This window comes from Synechococcus sp. H55.7 (assembly GCF_047462395.1).
Lineage (GTDB): Bacteria > Cyanobacteriota > Cyanobacteriia > Thermostichales > Thermostichaceae > Thermostichus.
Genome location: NZ_JANSJD010000003.1, coordinates 11480 through 26901, shown reverse-complemented (window position 1 = coordinate 26901; position 15422 = coordinate 11480). Strand labels below are relative to the sequence as shown.

17 protein-coding genes and 1 tRNA gene are annotated in these 15422 nt (G+C 61.0%); 9 read left to right on the top strand and 9 right to left on the bottom strand.

Annotated elements, in window-relative coordinates; genetic code table 11:
• Window positions 1-169: 169 nt before the first annotated feature.
• The 4 genes from NW851_RS01920 to NW851_RS01905 form a co-directional block, all read right to left on the bottom strand.
• A complete protein-coding gene (locus tag NW851_RS01920; protein WP_414336792.1) occupies window positions 170-898 on the bottom strand; it encodes a HEAT repeat domain-containing protein in 729 nt (242 codons plus the stop codon).
• 93 nt (window positions 899-991) lie between these two features.
• Window positions 992-1750: a peptidylprolyl isomerase gene (locus tag NW851_RS01915; protein WP_414336790.1), complete on the bottom strand. Its 759-nt coding sequence runs from the start codon at window positions 1748-1750 to the stop codon at window positions 992-994.
• A 72-nt stretch (window positions 1751-1822) separates the two neighbouring features.
• Window positions 1823-2578: a hypothetical protein gene (locus tag NW851_RS01910; protein WP_414335156.1), complete on the bottom strand. Its 756-nt coding sequence runs from the start codon at window positions 2576-2578 to the stop codon at window positions 1823-1825.
• 82 nt (window positions 2579-2660) lie between these two features.
• Window positions 2661-3578, bottom strand: coding sequence for a DUF1517 domain-containing protein (locus NW851_RS01905; RefSeq protein WP_414336788.1), 918 nt, complete (start codon window positions 3576-3578; stop codon window positions 2661-2663).
• A 235-nt stretch (window positions 3579-3813) separates the two neighbouring features.
• Here NW851_RS01905 and NW851_RS01900 point away from each other — a divergent pair, with 235 nt between their 5' ends.
• From NW851_RS01900 to nusB, 3 genes are all read left to right on the top strand, one after another.
• Window positions 3814-4671 carry a Cof-type HAD-IIB family hydrolase gene (locus tag NW851_RS01900; protein ID WP_414336786.1) on the top strand — a complete coding sequence of 286 codons (858 nt, stop codon included), beginning with the start codon at window positions 3814-3816 and terminating at the stop codon, window positions 4669-4671.
• An 11-nt stretch (window positions 4672-4682) separates the two neighbouring features.
• Window positions 4683-6845, top strand: a complete 2163-nt coding sequence (locus tag NW851_RS01895; RefSeq protein WP_414336783.1) for an ATP-dependent helicase — start codon at window positions 4683-4685, stop codon at window positions 6843-6845.
• A gap of 93 nt (window positions 6846-6938) precedes the next feature.
• Window positions 6939-7793 (top strand): transcription antitermination factor NusB, encoded by an 855-nt coding sequence (nusB, locus tag NW851_RS01890; protein WP_414335161.1) that lies wholly within the window; start codon window positions 6939-6941, stop codon window positions 7791-7793.
• 5 nt (window positions 7794-7798) lie between these two features.
• Here the strand turns inward: nusB and NW851_RS01885 are convergent, their stop codons facing one another.
• Complete coding sequence (locus NW851_RS01885; RefSeq protein ID WP_414336781.1) at window positions 7799-8242, bottom strand: DUF29 domain-containing protein; 444 nt, start codon at window positions 8240-8242, stop codon at window positions 7799-7801.
• A 136-nt stretch (window positions 8243-8378) separates the two neighbouring features.
• A tRNA-Gly gene (locus NW851_RS01880) sits at window positions 8379-8450 on the bottom strand.
• Between the two features lie 103 nt (window positions 8451-8553).
• On the opposite strand from NW851_RS01880, the gene ssuE reads away from it, so the two are divergent.
• The 3 genes from ssuE to NW851_RS01865 all read left to right on the top strand — a co-directional run bounded on the left by ssuE (window position 8554) and on the right by NW851_RS01865 (window position 10121).
• A complete protein-coding gene (gene ssuE / locus NW851_RS01875; protein ID WP_414335163.1) occupies window positions 8554-9081 on the top strand; it encodes an NADPH-dependent FMN reductase in 528 nt (175 codons plus the stop codon).
• Between the two features lie 143 nt (window positions 9082-9224).
• Window positions 9225-9464, top strand: coding sequence for a preprotein translocase subunit SecG (secG, locus tag NW851_RS01870; RefSeq protein WP_011433676.1), 240 nt, complete (start codon window positions 9225-9227; stop codon window positions 9462-9464).
• A gap of 12 nt (window positions 9465-9476) precedes the next feature.
• On the top strand, window positions 9477-10121 hold the full coding sequence (locus NW851_RS01865; protein ID WP_414335164.1) for a YqiA/YcfP family alpha/beta fold hydrolase: 645 nt from the start codon (window positions 9477-9479) through the stop codon (window positions 10119-10121).
• A 9-nt stretch (window positions 10122-10130) separates the two neighbouring features.
• Here the strand turns inward: NW851_RS01865 and NW851_RS01860 are convergent, their stop codons facing one another.
• On the bottom strand, window positions 10131-11207 hold the full coding sequence (locus NW851_RS01860; protein WP_414335166.1) for an ABC transporter substrate-binding protein: 1077 nt from the start codon (window positions 11205-11207) through the stop codon (window positions 10131-10133).
• Between the two features lie 190 nt (window positions 11208-11397).
• Here NW851_RS01860 and upp point away from each other — a divergent pair, with 190 nt between their 5' ends.
• From upp to NW851_RS01845, 3 genes are all read left to right on the top strand, one after another.
• Window positions 11398-12087: a uracil phosphoribosyltransferase gene (gene upp / locus NW851_RS01855; RefSeq protein WP_414336778.1), complete on the top strand. Its 690-nt coding sequence runs from the start codon at window positions 11398-11400 to the stop codon at window positions 12085-12087.
• 175 nt (window positions 12088-12262) lie between these two features.
• Complete coding sequence (locus NW851_RS01850; protein ID WP_414335169.1) at window positions 12263-13141, top strand: hypothetical protein; 879 nt, start codon at window positions 12263-12265, stop codon at window positions 13139-13141.
• On the top strand, window positions 13128-13826 hold the full coding sequence (locus tag NW851_RS01845) for a tetratricopeptide repeat protein (protein WP_414336776.1): 699 nt from the start codon (window positions 13128-13130) through the stop codon (window positions 13824-13826). Before NW851_RS01850 ends, NW851_RS01845 begins: the two co-directional genes overlap by 14 nt.
• 75 nt (window positions 13827-13901) lie before the next feature.
• Here NW851_RS01845 and NW851_RS01840 read toward each other — a convergent pair whose 3' ends face one another.
• On the bottom strand, window positions 13902-14048 hold the full coding sequence (locus NW851_RS01840) for a hypothetical protein (RefSeq protein ID WP_414336774.1): 147 nt from the start codon (window positions 14046-14048) through the stop codon (window positions 13902-13904).
• Between the two features lie 68 nt (window positions 14049-14116).
• Window positions 14117-15238: an LptF/LptG family permease gene (locus tag NW851_RS01835; protein ID WP_414336772.1), complete on the bottom strand. Its 1122-nt coding sequence runs from the start codon at window positions 15236-15238 to the stop codon at window positions 14117-14119.
• Window positions 15239-15422: the final 184 nt, after the last annotated feature.

The following is a 15422-nucleotide window of genomic DNA, read 5'->3' as shown; positions in this document are numbered from 1 at the left end:
AAACCGTTCGTTGCCTCGATCCCTAACTCCCCTCTCCCTGAGGGAGAGGGGCTGGGGGTGAGGGCTGACTCCCTGAGGGAGAGGGGCTGGGGGTGGTCGCGTTAGCGGCGCGGAGCGCTTGGGCTGACTCCCTGAGGGAGAGGGGCCGGGGGTAGTCGTGTCGGGTAGTTTACTTAAGGTTATCCGCTTGCTCCGGCAAGTCGGGATCCGCTAATTTTAGGAGGGCAAGCCGCGCATCGTCCCGCACTCCCCAATCGGGATCGCGGCTGGCGCTTGTCAGCAATTGCCTTTTCAACATCGCGTAAACGGTGGGATCCTCGAGAGCCAGTTTCACCTGTTGCCCGAGGATCCCCAAGCTCCAGGCACAGTTGCCGCGGACTGCCGCCACCGGATCGTGGGCCAAACCCCGACAGAGGGCTGCCGCTACCTCCTGCAGAGCCGGGCCGGACAACACCTGAGCTTGGGCCAATTGTCCGAGGGCGCTGGCCGCCCAAAGCCGCACTGCCGCGATATCTTCGGCCAACACTTCCAGCAACACCGGATAGGCGCGGGGATCCTTAGCATTGCCCAGGGCCCACACCAGGCCTTTGCGCACATAGCCATTCCAATCCCGGCGCAAGCTGTCGATCAGCACCTCCACCTCAGCGGGATCCGGATTGCGACCCAGGGCATAGGCCGCTCCCACCCGCACCAACGGGCAGGGATCCCTGAGCAAAGCCAATAGGCGCGGGATGGCGCGGGGTTCTTCGATCTCACAGAAGGCGCGGGCTGCCTGCATCCGCAAACGGGGATCCGGATCCTGCAACTGCTGCAGCATCCGCTCCACATCCACCTCCGGCGGCGAGTGAGGTGGCAGCTCGTCTAGGGGTTCAAGAGGAGAAAAAGCGTCTTCATGCATGAAAAGGCGCCCACAGGTTGCTGGAGAGGGCGAACACAAAACTCTCCCCTCCCCAAGCCACGACAGCCGAACCAGCAGCAGAGCTGCTGCCTATCATAAACCGCCGGGGGCCGCCGTCTGATCTGCTCCTGCTGGATACCTGAGCAAGTCCGCTCCTTCCAGCACCCGCGCCGAGCGGATCACATCCCCCACCTGCAGGCGCTCCACCCACTCCATGCCACTGGTGACATAGCCGAACACGGCATAGCGCCCATCCAGGATCGGCAGAGCAGAGAGGGCGATATAAAACTGGGAAGAAGCCGAGTCGAGAGGGCTGGAACGGGCCATGGCCACCGCCCCCAAGCGATGGGGCAAGGCCAGCTTGCTCAGGGCGATGGGATCCTCGATCAACGTGTTGTAGCGGGGATGAGGCTCCCCGCGCACCTGGATCTCCAAAGGGATGGTGCGCAAGCGGTTGCTGCCCGGCTCTGGGGCGCCGCCGGTGCCATCCCCCCGCGGATCCCCGCCCTGCACCACAAAGGGCTGGGGATCTTTCTCCACCCGATGGAAGGTGAGACCGTTGTAAAAACCCCGCTGCACCAAATCCACAAACTGGCCGGCGGTAAGGGGCGCCTCCTCTCCGCGGATCTCCAAGAGGACCTTGCCCACTCCTTCAGCAGTTTGCACCTCTAGCTCCACCACTGCCTTCCCTTGCAGTTGCGGGCGATGGGCGTAGGCCGGCGGGATCCCAGATGGAGAGCCAGAAGAGGGGGGCGCACTGCGACAAGCGAACAGACCGAGACAGAGGTACCCCAAAGCTAAGCCCAATCCCACTCTGCCGCGGCTCATTCGCCCCAGCTTGGCGAATTTCATCTGCCCCTTCTCCCTTTTTCTTTATCGATCCAACCTTCCACGGGGATCCCTCTCCAGACAAAAGAGAGATATCTAGATCCGTTGCGACAACCCCAACTGCAAGGTAACGCTGCGAACGCCGTTGCTCACGCCCACCCCGTAGGGGCTGATGGAGATGACTCGCCACTCTCCTTTCACCGCCTGGCCGACCGGCACCTGCCGCACCACGTTGTCCACCAAGATCAAGGCTTTAGGGGCACCCGGATCGTGGATCAACCCCACCAACTTCATCTGGGGCGGCGGTTGAGGCGGGATCCGCGCCGGCGGAGCAGACCTTCGAGCGGCAGGAGGAGCGCTGGCTGCCGCTGCAGGGATCGTTCTCGCCGCCGGCTTGGCCACGACCTCTCCGCTGGGCTCCTGAGAGATAACCTTTTCAGGCAGATCCAGGCGACCTTCCTCCTCTGAAGCCGAGGACGGCTCTTGGGCTGGCAGGGAAGCGGAATAGGCAGGCCCAAGCGCCTCGACGAGATCGGGATCTCTTTGCCGAGGTGGATCGGCCTGTGAGAAAACCCCTGATCGCGGGCGCAGAGTCATCCAAAAAGCCAGCCCCGCCACCAGCGTGGCCGCCAAAGCTAAACCCAGCAGCAGTCCGCCGCCAGCCGAAGAACGGCGGGAAAGCAACGGGGGGCGCGTACCCAAATAGGGATACTCCTCCGCTCCCTCTGCCTCAAGGCTGTGCTCCAGATCCCCAAACAGCTCATCAAACAGAGAATCTGCCTGCCTCGCTTGGCCAGACCATACCCAAGGAGAACGACGGCCCCTGGCTGCTGAAGTATCCAACCCGGACATAGAACCTCTCTGGCCTCACGGTGGGGATCCCGAGGCGTTGAGACACTCAGCCGACTGTTGCCGTCTCCTCAGCCCAGCTCCCTCACAGGAGCCGCATTTCCGGGTACTCGGTCAACAGCGCCTCCGCCGACAGGGTGTCTCCCTCCAACTGCGGCGTCCACAGCACCTCGATGGCCACAATCCGCTCGGCCGGGATGGCAGCCAACTGCATCAGACACTGCCGCAGCTCCGCCACGGAATTAACTACAGGTAGTGTACCCAAGTTGCCACGATACGCAACCAATAGAGTTACCACCAGGTATTCGCCCACGTCCGGGATCCCAGCAGCAGCGCGCTTCAGCGCCGCTTGGGGAACCTGTTGGATTTGGTTATTGCGGTTGGTGAGGGTTTCGGCGCTAAACTTGCTGCGCTCTTGCAAAGAGGCTTGGTAGAACAGGGATTCGGCGCGGGGGAGGGGCAGCTTCTCCACCTGGGCATGGCCGTAGGCCCAGTAGTCGCTGTAGCGCATCAGGCTCAGACTGACATTCTGCAACAGTTGGCTCAGCCCCTCCGGCGACTGGGTGTCTGATTCCAGAGCCAGAGCGTTGATCTCCTTTTGCAGTTGCCGGGCGCTGGCCAGCAGGCCCACTTTCACCTGGGCCACGGTTACCAGCGGGTCGCCAACCCCGTCCTCTCCATCTTCGGAAACAGCCGAGCGCAGGCTGCGCACCAAAAAGCTGCCGGCCCCAATCAAGAGCAGCAGTGTCAGCAGGCCGCCACCGCCCCCCCAGAAAAAGGGCACCACCAGGGGGAACCCGAACCCACCCCCATAGCTGGGGTACACCGGAGCCGAGCGAGGGCCAATGGAGCGGGGCGCAGAGAACGTCGGAGACCGGAAAGAGCCGCCCCCAATACGACCACCACTGCGGGCCCAGACGGCGCTCACGGGGGCCAAAGCCAAGATCAAGGCCAGGGCAACGGCTAGCAAAGGCCGGCAGACGCGACCAATTCGTTTCAGCATGTTCACGGTATTTCTGTCCATCACGGGGCTAGTCTTCCTCAATTGTATGCTCTTTCCTTAAACAGCAGAGGGCAGGGATCCGAACCCTTTAACCGGCCATTTGAACCATTGCTAATCCCCGTCGATTGACCTCTCAGCATCCAACTCAGGATCACTTCAATCTGGCCTATTGAGACTATCGACGGAGCCGACCGCAGTCGTGTTAGGGTCTGGGAGGTTGCCAGGAGGAGGGGCAATGCAAACCGGAGCAGAGGCTCAAATCCAAGAGCCAAAAAAGGAAGGGGGATCCCGGAGGGACATTCGGCTGTTGGTGGTGGACATCGATGGCACGATTGCCGGGCCTTCCAACCAGGTTTCGGAGCCGGTGCAGCGGGCCATTCAAAAAGCCAAAGCCGCAGGTGTGCGGGTGGCGATTGCGACGGGTCGGATGCATCGCTCTGCCGAGCGGTTTCACCACGCCATTGGGGCCGATATGCCCCTCTGCAGCTATCAGGGGGCGCTCATTCGCGATCCCGACAGCCAAAAGACCTTAAAACACTGGAGCCTGGACTGGCGGCTGACGGAGGAGCTGTTGCAGGTGCTGCAGGATCAGCCGGTGGGGGTGCACCTCTACATCGATGACCAGCTCTATGTGCGAGAGCTCAGCCCCCTCAGCCAAGCCTATGCCGAACGCTCCCAGGTGCCGCTCCAGATGCTTTCCCCCGCCCAATATGGGCAAAGCCCCACCAAGATCCTGGCTGTTTGTGAAGATACGGAGTTTTTGCAGGCATTACAGGGATCCCTGCGGCGGCAGTATTCTCCTGAGCAGCTCTACCTCACTCGCTCGGAGCCGATTTTTTTGGAGGCCGCCCATCCGGCGGTGAATAAGGGCAATGCCGTTCGTTTTCTGGCAGAAGAGCTGCTGGGGGTGTCGGCGGATCAGGTGATGGCCATCGGCGATGGCGACAACGACATCGAGATGCTGCGGTATGCGGGGATCGGGGTAGCGATGGGGAATGCCTCGCCGGCTCTGCTGCCCCACGCCGATTGGGTGGCTCCCCCTGTCAGCGAAGATGGGGTGGCGGTGGCCATCGAGACTTTTATTCTCAACTAGGCAGGGAGCCGATGGTGGGTTTGGCTGCTTCTCCTTTTCCCCAAGTCACGCTGCGTCCAGAACAGCAACGGGCATTGGCGTATCGTTCGGGACCTCTGGGGATCGCGGCAGTCCCGGGGAGCGGCAAGACGTTCATCCTGGAGCTGCTGATTGCCGACCTCATCCTGAATCGAGGGATCCCGCCGGAGCGCATCGGGGTGTTCACCTACATGCGGTCGGCGCGGGGCAATCTGATCAGCCGCATCAACCAACGCCTGCAAGAGGCGGGCTATCCGGAGCGTTTTACCCAAGCTTTTACCTTGCATTCGCTATCGCTGCGGGTGTTGCGGGAGGCCCCTGGCCTTTGGGAAGAGCTGTCCATCCTGGAGGGATATGAACAGGAGCGCCTGCTCAGCCGTCTCTGCCGCGCCTGGCTCGCCCACCACACCCACCTCTGGGAGCCGCTGATTCCCCCCGACGATTCCCACCAGAAGGTGGTTCGAAACCGGACGCGGTTTCGGCGTAGCTTCCAGCAGATGGTGCAGGCGGTGATCAGCACGGCCAAGAATCTGCGTCTGGGGCCGGAGCAGATCCCTGCCGACATGGAGGGCTATCTGGGCTGGGCCGCCCCCCTCTATGCCGCCTACCAGGCGGAGCTGCGTCGCCTGGGCAAGCTGGACTACGACGACCTGGGCTGGCAGGCGGTGGAGCTGATCGAGCGCGACCCTGTGCTGCGGCAGCAGGTGCAAAGCTGGTACGACTACCTGTTCGAGGACGAGGCCCAGGACAGCTCCCCCCTGCAGGAAGAGCTGCTGCGGTTGCTCAGCCAGCGCGCCGGCAACCTGGTGCGGGTGGGGGATCCCAACCAAAGCATCATGGGCACCTTCACCACCGCCGAGCCACGGCTGTTTCGCGCCTTTTGTCAGGCCAATCCCCGAGTAGTCTTAGAAGAGTCCAGCCGCAGCGCCCCCCAGATCCTCGAGTTGGCCAACCGCCTAGTGGACTGGGTAAACCAGAAGCACCCCATCCCGGCCCTGCGCACCGCCCTGGCTCCCCAGCACATTCGTCCGGCCACCACCGGTGGCCAGAATCCCCCGGCCAGCGAGGGGCAGGTGGAGTTTCGCCGGGTAGCCGGATCGCCGGAGGAGGAGCTGCAGGAGGTAACACGGTGGGCCCTGGCAGCCGCCCAAGCTTTCCCCGACCAGACGGTGGCCATTCTGGTCACCACCAACGAGCTGGGGGGCAAGGCCCTCGACTACCTGCGGGAACTGGGGGCAGAGCAGGTGATCGACCTGTTGCGGGGCAACCCCAGCCAGCGGCGGGTGCTGCTGCAACTCAAGGGAATAATCGACTGGTTGGCCCAGCCCACTTCCTCTGCTCGCCTGGCTGCAGCCGTAGATCACCTAGCCGACTGGGCCGGGATCCCACGGGCTGAGCTACAGCCGATGCTGGGCTGGATCCGCGCCTCGCTGCCGGAGCGGCTGCTCTTTCCCCAGTTTGGGGAAGCCCCTACTTTGCCGGATAGCCCCTCTTGGCAAAGCTTAGGCCGGCTGCTGTGTACCCTAGCCAGTTGGCTACGGGCCGGGCGTTCTCCCTGGGCAGAGGCGCTGAATGTGATTGTCCAAAGCCTCTACCGCAAGCCGGAAGAACTGTTTGTAGGTCACTACGTCATCGACCAGTTGGAGCAGGTGCTGGGATCCCTGCCTGAGGTCGATTGGCAGGAGATTGCCCAAGAATTTCAGGTGATTCTGGATCGCCACCTTAACAACCTGCCCTCGGAGATCTTTGCCTTCGACCCCGAGCCGGGCAGCATCACCGTCGCCACGCTGCACCGTGCCAAGGGGCTGGAATGGGATCAGGTGTTCATCCCCCAGGTGTCGGCCTACGAGTTTCCCGCCCAGCACGGGGAGCGACCGGTGGGGCTGAAGTTTTTGGAAGATGTAGACATGAAAGCAGAGGCCCTGGCCCAGTTGCGACAGCTCAGCCCCAGAAGGTATTGGGAGTTGCAGGCCAACTCTCCTACCGAACAGGCCTTTCTAGACTTGGCGGCAGAGCGGTTGCGGCTGCTATACGTGGGCATCACTCGCAGCAAACGGCGGCTCACCCTCTCGGTCTCCAGCCAATCCCCCTATGGCAAAGAGCAGAGTGCATCTTTGGCGTTTCGCGTGTTAAGCCGCCCTTCCGAAGCGAGTTGACAGCGAGGCCTCTGGTTCTTCCTTGCCCCGCGGCAGCCTGCTAGCATGGCTAAGCCCGATGGGGCAGTTGTTCAAAACCATGGGTATTCTGCAATGCAACCTCGGCGTGTTGCCCGCGAACTGGCCCTGCTAGGGGTCAACCAACTGCCGGCCACGGCGGCCAAACTGAGCGAAAAACAACTGGCGGACTTGCTGCTGGCAGCCATCCGCGCCCTGCAGGAAGAGACCCATGAAACTCTCTCCACGGCGGCGGCGGAAATTCAGCGCAGCGATCGCCTGCTGCACGAGAGTGATCCCCTGTTATTGGCTGCTTCTGATGCCAAGGAAGAGGGCGGATCTCGCTCCCTTACTGTCCGCCTTCAGCAGGCCCAACGACATCTGCAGCGCCTGGAAACGGCTCTGACGGAGACCAACGCCCGCGACACCGCGCCGGGAGAATTGCTGGAGCTGGCCCACCAAGCCCAAGTGGCCCTCAGCAACGCCGGCCAAGCCCTGGAACACATGGAACAGCGACTGCACAGCGTCCGCCACATCCTGGATGAGGTTGTGCAGTTGTCCCAACAGGCGGTCAACCGGCTGGGAGTTGCCTTGTCCATGCCAGAGCTACTGCACATTGCCCAATCTTCAGAAGTGCGCGCCTATGCTTTGCAACTGTTAACCGCTCTGCATGCTCACAAAGAGGCGATTGATGCTCGTTTGCAAAAGGTTTTGCTGGGCTGGCAATTGCAGCGGGTGGGTCGGATCGAACGCGATATCCTGCGCCTGGCGGTGGTGGAAATGGAGATCCTGGCCAGCAGCCCCGTTAAGGTCGCCATCAACGAAGCCGTAGAATTGGCCAAAAAATACGGGGATCCGGAGGCCGCCGCTTTCGTCAACGGCGTGCTGCGACGAGTGGTGGACAACCCGGTGGAGACCCACGGGGGCCCTGCTGCCGGTTCGGCGGGCTGAGCAGATCACGGGGGATCTTCCTTGCCAGGGTAAAAGTCGGGATCCATCACCTGCTCTAATGTGTAGGGACACTGGGCCGGCAGATCTGTCTCAGACAGGGGCGTTTCTCTCACCACCACCAGGATCCCGTCCTGATGAGCCTCTTGCAGGGCTGCCGAAAGATCGGGCTTGAGGCTGGGATTGTCCCTGAGCAACCGCTGGATCTGGCGGCGTTGTTCGGTGATCGTTGCCCGCCAACCTTTGCCTCGCAGGTGGGGCTGGAATTGCCACTTCAGCAGATGTCCTACCAGGATCCCCAGCCGGTTCAGCAATTCCCGGCGTTCTTGCCTGCCCAAAGCCTCGATTTCCTCCACCAAGTTGGCGATATCCAGTTGCTCCCACTGCCCCGCTCTCAGCAGTGCAGCTTGCTGTTGCGTCCAGGCATAGAAGTCGGACTCGTAAAGTTGCATGCTTGATTACCTAAGCGGACACCGACCCAAGAACTTCTACTGGCTCCTTGCCCCCCTCCAACTCGACATCGGCTCAGGGTAGGTTGGAACCGAATAATGATCGGGGGAAGAGGGTTTTGCTTGTCTGGTGTCAAGAAGCGGGCGATGAGACTCGAACTCACGACATCCAGCTTGGGAAGCTAGCGTTCTACCACTGAACTACGCCCGCACAGGACTGGGCCCGGCATCCTGAAGCCCTGTCCTTTCTAGTCTATCATCATCTTTCACGTGGGATCCCTGATACAACTGAGGCAGCATTCTGTCTGCAACCTATGTCCAGCATCCTCTTGCTCTCCGGTAGTCCCAGCGCTCCTTCTCGCTCGGAAGCCATTTTGCATCATGCTGCCGCGATCCTGTCGGATTTGGGGTTGACCACTCAGTTGGTTTCGGTGCGGGACTTGCCGCCAGAGGATCTGGCGCTGGCCAAGTTCGATAGCCCTCAACTCAGGGAGATCCAGCAAAAGGTGGCCCAAGCTGCCGGGATCGTCATCTCTGCTCCCGTTTACAAAGCCTCTTATCCAGGCGTGTTGAAGGCGCTGCTGGATTTGCTGGATCAAGACGCCTTTACCGGTAAAGTGATTCTCCCCATCGCCACCGGGGGAACCCTGGCCCATCTGCTGGCCATCGACTTTGCGATGAAACCTGTGTTGTCGGTGATGGGGGCCACCCATATTTTGAGAGGGGTTTACATCTTAAGTTCTCAAATTCAGTTTGATGCTGCCGGAACACTCCAGCTAGAGGCCGACATCGAGGAACGTCTGCAAGCCGGGATCCGCGCACTTGCCCAGGCGGTGAAATAATGGTCAACATTCCTGGAGAGAGCAGAGACGTCTGGGCCTGGCGACTGGATTTGGCAATGGCAGCGGTGCCGAGACAGAGTGCGCTAGGATGGGGCTTTAGGCGATAATGGCTTTGGCAACTTGCCCTACGGGGATCCTCTGCGATGGAAGCATTTTTTGAGTTTCTCTGGTCGGCCTCGGCCATCTTGCTGGTGATCTTGGTGCTGCTGCACAGCCCCAAGGGCGATGGGTTGGCGGGCATTGGTGGGCAGGCCCAGTTGTTCTCCAGCTCCAAAAGTGCCGAGCAAAACCTCAACCGCATCACCTGGACGGTGGCTACCCTTTTCCTCTCCATCAGCGTGGTGTTGGGCGCAGGTTGGCTTTCGGCAGCCACAGGGCCATAGGGATCTTTTTCCGTGTTGGCCATTTACCTGCATGGATTTGGCTCTGGGCCCCAGTCGGCCAAGGCAACTTTTTTTCGGCAGCGGCTGCAGCAGGTGGGGATCCCCCTTCAGGTGCCCGATCTGAACCAGGGCAATTTTGCCCAGCTCACCTTGACCCGCCAGATCCGGCAGGTTGGCGACCAGCTTGCCGAGATGAACTACCCTCCTGTCACCCTCATCGGCTCTAGTTTGGGGGGTTTGGTGGCCGCCTGGGTTGCCGAACAGCACCCTTGTGTGCAGCGCCTGGTGCTCTTGGCGCCGGCTTTCGGCTTTTTGGGCCATTGGCTGCCGCGGCTGGGGGCGGAGGCGGTGGAGACCTGGCAACGCACCGGACAACTCACGGTGTTTCACTATGGAGAAGGGCGCCCGCTGCCTTTGGAATACGGTTTTGTCACCGATGCCCAACGCTACCCAGATGGGGCATTACGACGGCCGGTGCCCACCCTGATTGTGCATGGGATCCAAGACGAAACCATTCCCATCCAAGCCAGCCGAGACTACGTGGCCCGTCGCCCCTGGGCCCAACTGGTGGCAGTGGAGAGCGACCACGCCCTGACCGATGTGTTGGAGCTCAGTTGGCCGGCTATCAGCCGCTTCTGTGGCTGGGTGACGGGGTAGTGTTGCCGGTCAGGCAGTGTAGTAGGCAGTGCCTTTATTGACGAAGTCCAGCGTATAGGCAGCCCGGTAGTTGATGGTTGGCTCAAACACGCCCGCCACCGTCATGCTGTCGAAGAAGTCTTGCCAGCGTTGGTCGGTCATGGCGCCAATGCCTTTTTCCAGCGCATCGCCGGACAAGATGATGCCGTACTCCTGCAACTTCTCGAAGCTGTAGGCCAATTGGGCATCGGTCATTTCCGGGTTGTCCTGCTGGATCAAGCGATACGCCGGACGGGGATCCTCTAGGAAGCTGTACCAGCCCTTGATCGAGGCATCCACAAATCGCTCCACCAAGTCGGGCCGGGTCTCCACCAGTTGCCGACGGGTTTCGATGGTGGTGGCGTAGGGTTTGTAGCCCAAATCCGCCAGGAGGAAGACCACCGGCTCGAATCCCCCTTCCTGCCGGATGGCAAAAGGCTCGGAAGTCAGGTAGCCCTGCTGAGCTGAGCTGGGATCCGCCAAAAAGGGGCCGGGGTTGAAGTTGTAGGGGCGAACCTGATCGTCGGTGAAGCCAAAACGCGCCTTCAAGTAGGGCCAGTAGGTGACAAGTCCCCCTTTCGAGACAAAAATAGGGCGGCCCTTGAGCTCCTCAAAGCGCTGGGTGCCGGGGTGGGCCATGAGGATCTGCGGGTCTTTTTGGAAAATGGCTGCCACACACACCAGGGGGATCCCTTCTCGCACGGCACTGATCACCCCTACGCTTCCCCCCATGGCAAATTCGGCAGCTCCACCGGCCAAAACCTGGGTGATGTTGATGCCGGGGCCACCCATCTTGATGGTGACATCCAGGCCATGCTCGCGGTAGATGCCGGTCGCCACCGCCTGATAAAAGCCGCCGTGTTCCGCCTGGGCATACCAGTTGGTGGCGTAGGAAACGCGCTCCAGGCCGGATCCCTGAGCCACGATCAGGGTGGGAGAGGGCTTGCGCCGAGCTTGGGCACCCCCCGCCGCCAACAGGCCGCCCCCAAGGGCTGCGGCCCCTACCTTGAGAAGTTGACGGCGGCTCAGAGCCTTGGTGGTCGATTCAGAGGGCCGAGACGAAACCATGAGCCATTCTCCCTAACCTGCTTTTTACAGGATACTAAGGTGGCCAAAGACGCATGTAAACAGCGACACCCTAGCAAACCCAAAACGCTTGGGCAGATCAGTATCTCCGGCTACCGGCATTTGCAGACGAGATCCAGTGGCATGCGGTTCCATTCATTGGAGTGCTTGCTTTCTGCCGAGGTAACCCGCTATGCTACCGCCCAGATTGAGGCGTCCTCTGGTGGCAAGTCAGCAGCTTCGTGTTTACGTACCTCCTCACCCGCTCATCAAGCACTGGCTAACTGTGGCTCGGGATGTGGAGACGCCCATGCCCCTGTTTCGCACGGCCATGTCGGAGCTGGGCCGTTGGCTGACCTATGAGGCGATGCGGGAGTGGATCCCCACCCAGACTGTGCGGGTGCAAACGCCCTTGGAACCCGTTGTCGCAGAGGTCATCGCGCCGGATACCCTGCTGGGCATTGTGCCGGTGTTGCGGGCCGGCTTGGCGATGCTGGAAGGTTGTCAGGCCCTTTTGCCGCAGGCACGGATTTTTCACGTCGGCATGGTACGGGACGAGGAAACGCTGCAGGCCAGTTGCTACCTCAATCGCCTTCCCGAGCGGATCCCCGCCCAGATGCGCATCCTCATTCCCGAGCCGATGTTGGCCACCGGGGGCACGCTGCTCTGGGTTTTGGATGAGCTGAAAAAACGGGGGTCCGATCTCAGCTTGGTCAGGATTGTCAGCGTCTTGGCAGCGCCTCCGGGGTTACAGCGGCTGGGATCCCACTACCCCATGGTGCAAATTTTCTGCGCCATGATCGACGAGCGGTTGAACGACCGAGGGTTTATCCTGCCTGGGCTGGGGGATGCAGGGGATCGCGCCTTCGGCACAGGACACTAGCCACGCTTACAGTGCGGGGCTTCCCGCCGCCCTTGAACCTACCCTAGAGGGTCATTTTGGCGGTTTGGGTTGCTCAACCTGTTGGATCATGGGTAATGTTGGCGCTTTGGGCATCCCGGTCGATTGGCCTGCTTGGACTTCTGAGGGTGCCGGCGCCTTTTCCCCTCCTGCGCCTATGCGACTTGTCCTGACCAGTTTGGATGGCAGCTTGCTGGATCTGGAATCCAACAGTTATGGTGCTGCCCGACAAGCCTTGGCTGCTCTGGAGCGCCGCTCCATTCCCTTGGTGCTCTACAGCCTGCGCACCCGCGCTCAACTGGAACATGTGCGGCGGCAGTTGCACTTGGAGCATCCGTTCATCTGTGAGGACGGATCCGCCGTTTACGTTCCCGAGCATTATTTCCCGGCGGGCATTTTGGACGAACGCTGGCAACACCGTCCTCCCTACTATGTGTATGCTCTGGGACTGCCCTATGCCCGCTTGCGCAGCATCCTGCAGCAGGTGCGTCAAGATTCCCGCTTGGATTTGATCGGGTTTGGAGATTGGACTGCCTCTGAGCTGGCGGCTGCCGCCGGGATCCCTTTGGAAGAGGCAGAGCGAGCGCAGCAGCGGGAGTACAGCGAGATTTTCAGCTATTCCGGGGATCCCGAAACCCTGCGAGAAGCCTTTGCCCAGCAAGAAGCTAACCTCACCCAACATCTGCTGCGGGTACGTCAGCTTCATTTCTCCAGCCTACCGCAATGGTATCTGACCGGATGGGTGCAGCCGGTTACAGAGCCCCATTTCTCGCCGGGGGAAGAGGCGGTACGGCGGCTGCTGGATTGCTACCAACGGCATTTGGGCCCTGTTCAGGCTTTGGGCATTGGCTGTTCCCCGCCCGATGTGGCCTTTTTGCGATGGGCAGAACGAAAAGTGGTGCTTCCCAGCCCAATTGCGGATAGCCTCTGGAATGAGGCCCTGCCCCAATGGCAGTTGGCTCAGCTCCCTGGCCCAGAGGGGTGGAACGAAGTGGTGTTGACGTGGTTGGAGGAAACAGATCATGGTGGTGAATAAACAGCAGCCCGGTCATCCGGCTATCCCCCTGAGCCTAAGAGCGGTGGGATGCCTGCTGAGTTGGGCGATGGCAATGCCTGCCCATGCGCAACCGCCCATGACCCTGCTGACAGGGGAGCCGACGGTCGCCCAACTGAAGGAAGACGGAGCCCGCTATCTGCAGATGGGCTTTCATACCTTGGCCGTCAACGCCTACCGGAGCGCGATTGAACTGGAAGAAAAAACCTTGGTGCTCCCCAGCGAACGGGATCCAGACGTGCCGTTTAACCTCGGCTTGATCTATGCCCGTCAGGGCAAGCTGGCGGAAGCGCGCGCCGCTTTTCAACGCTCGGTGGAGGTGGATCCCAGTAGTTTTAAAGCCCGCTATCAACTGGCTTTGGTGGATCTCAAACTGGGGAACCTGGTCGCAGCCAAAGAGCAGCTCACCCTCCTGGCCCAGGCCGCCAGCAACAATCCCGAAACCCACCGCCATCTTCAATCTCTACTGGCCCCCCTGGAGTCTGTTCCCTTGCCCGGCCAACCCCCGGCTCGCCCTCCAGCCGTTGAGTCGGAAGCGGCCCAGCTCTTGCCCGAACCCCAGAAAACAGAAACAGCCACCCTGCCCACCGCAACGGAGACACAATTGCCGGAGAAGGAGAAACCTCGCTCGGCTCTGCAGCGGCTACGCCAACGGGAGCTGGACTAGCTCCCTCACCGACAGCCGATCGCGCCTGGCAGTCTTCTGAAGGCATGGGGCCAGCTACCAGGGATCCCGCTTGGGCTAAACGCCTCCCTTTTTGGACGCCGACTGAGGATCTTGGGTGCCTTTGGTGGTGAACACCGTGGTGAACATCATCAGCATGCCTCCCACCCAGATCAGCAGGGCCAATCCTCCGAACAGCCAATTCAGCCAAGTTTGGACTTCCATAGAGCTCTCCAGACTGCACAGGTAGCTCTGATCCTACCTCTACCCATCTGGAAAACCCTGCCCGGCAGCTATTGATTGGCTCGGTAGAGCAACCCCAGCCCTACGGCCATACAGATTAAGTTGGGCAACCAAGCCGCCACCGCCGGTCCCAGCGTTCCAATTTGTCCCAGAGCTTGGGTGATGAACAACAGCACATAGAAGGCAAAGATAATCAGCACACTGATGCCCAACCCCAACGAGGAACTGGTGCGCTGCGGGCGCAACCCCAAGGGCGACCCAATGAGGGTGAAGGCCAGGCAGGCAAAGGGAATGGCATACTTTTGGTGGAGGCTGACCTGGAGGCGACGCACCCGCTGCAGATCCCCCGAGCTAGCGATGACCTCAATGTAGCGGCGCAGCTCTTGAATGTTCATCTCCTCAGGGCTGCGGATCTCCTGAGCCAGCTCCAGCGGCGCGCGCGGCAGGCGCAGCTCCTGGCGGCTGAAGGTGGCGATGTTGCTGTAGGTGCCGTCGGGCGAGACGATGTAGTTGGTGCCGTCCTCAAACACCCAGAGGTTCTCCTGGGGATCCCAGCGCCCCCGTTGCGCCAGGAGAATTTGGCTGAGAGCCTCGTTGGAAAAATCGAGGACGATTACGCCGCGCATCTGGTTGCCATCGAAGCTGCGGGCGTAGAACTGACGGGTTAGCCCTTGCCGGCGGGAAAAACTGCCGTCCGGCTCCGGCGCAAGGATCTCGCCAAATTCTTGGTAGAGGATATTCTCTCGCCGGAAGTCCGGATCCCGGTTCAAAGCACGGTTTAAAGTCAGGGCCGCCTGGCGGTTGCTCACCGGCACCACCAGCTCGTTGAACAGAAACGTCAACGTCGTCACCAACAGGCTGAGGATGAGAGCTGGCACCACCAGACGGTAGAGGCTCACGCCGCAGCCGCGCAGGGCTGTGATCTCGTTATCGGCAGACAGGCGCCCATAGGCCAGCAACGTCGCCAGCAACATCGACATCGGGAACGTCAAGACGATGATCCCCGGTGCCCGCAGCGCGAACACCTGCAAGGCTGCCGAAATCGATAACCCTGCCTCCACCACCAGGCGCACCAGCTCGAACAGGGATCCCACCGCCATCACCAAGGTTGTGAAAGCTCCCACCCCAAAGAGAAAAGGCAGCAGCATCTCCGAGAGGACATAGCGATCCATCAGGCCCACCGCACAAGCCAGGGAGAACGTGCTCGAGAGCTGACCGACTGAATGGGTGGGGGGTGAATAAAGTTTCACGAAACCAGATCCAGAACAAGCAGTAGGCTGATCCAGCCAGAGCAGCCGGAGGCTGTTAACGACTCTAGACCGGAACGTCGGCAAATGAAAGGTTCATGGCCTCAAT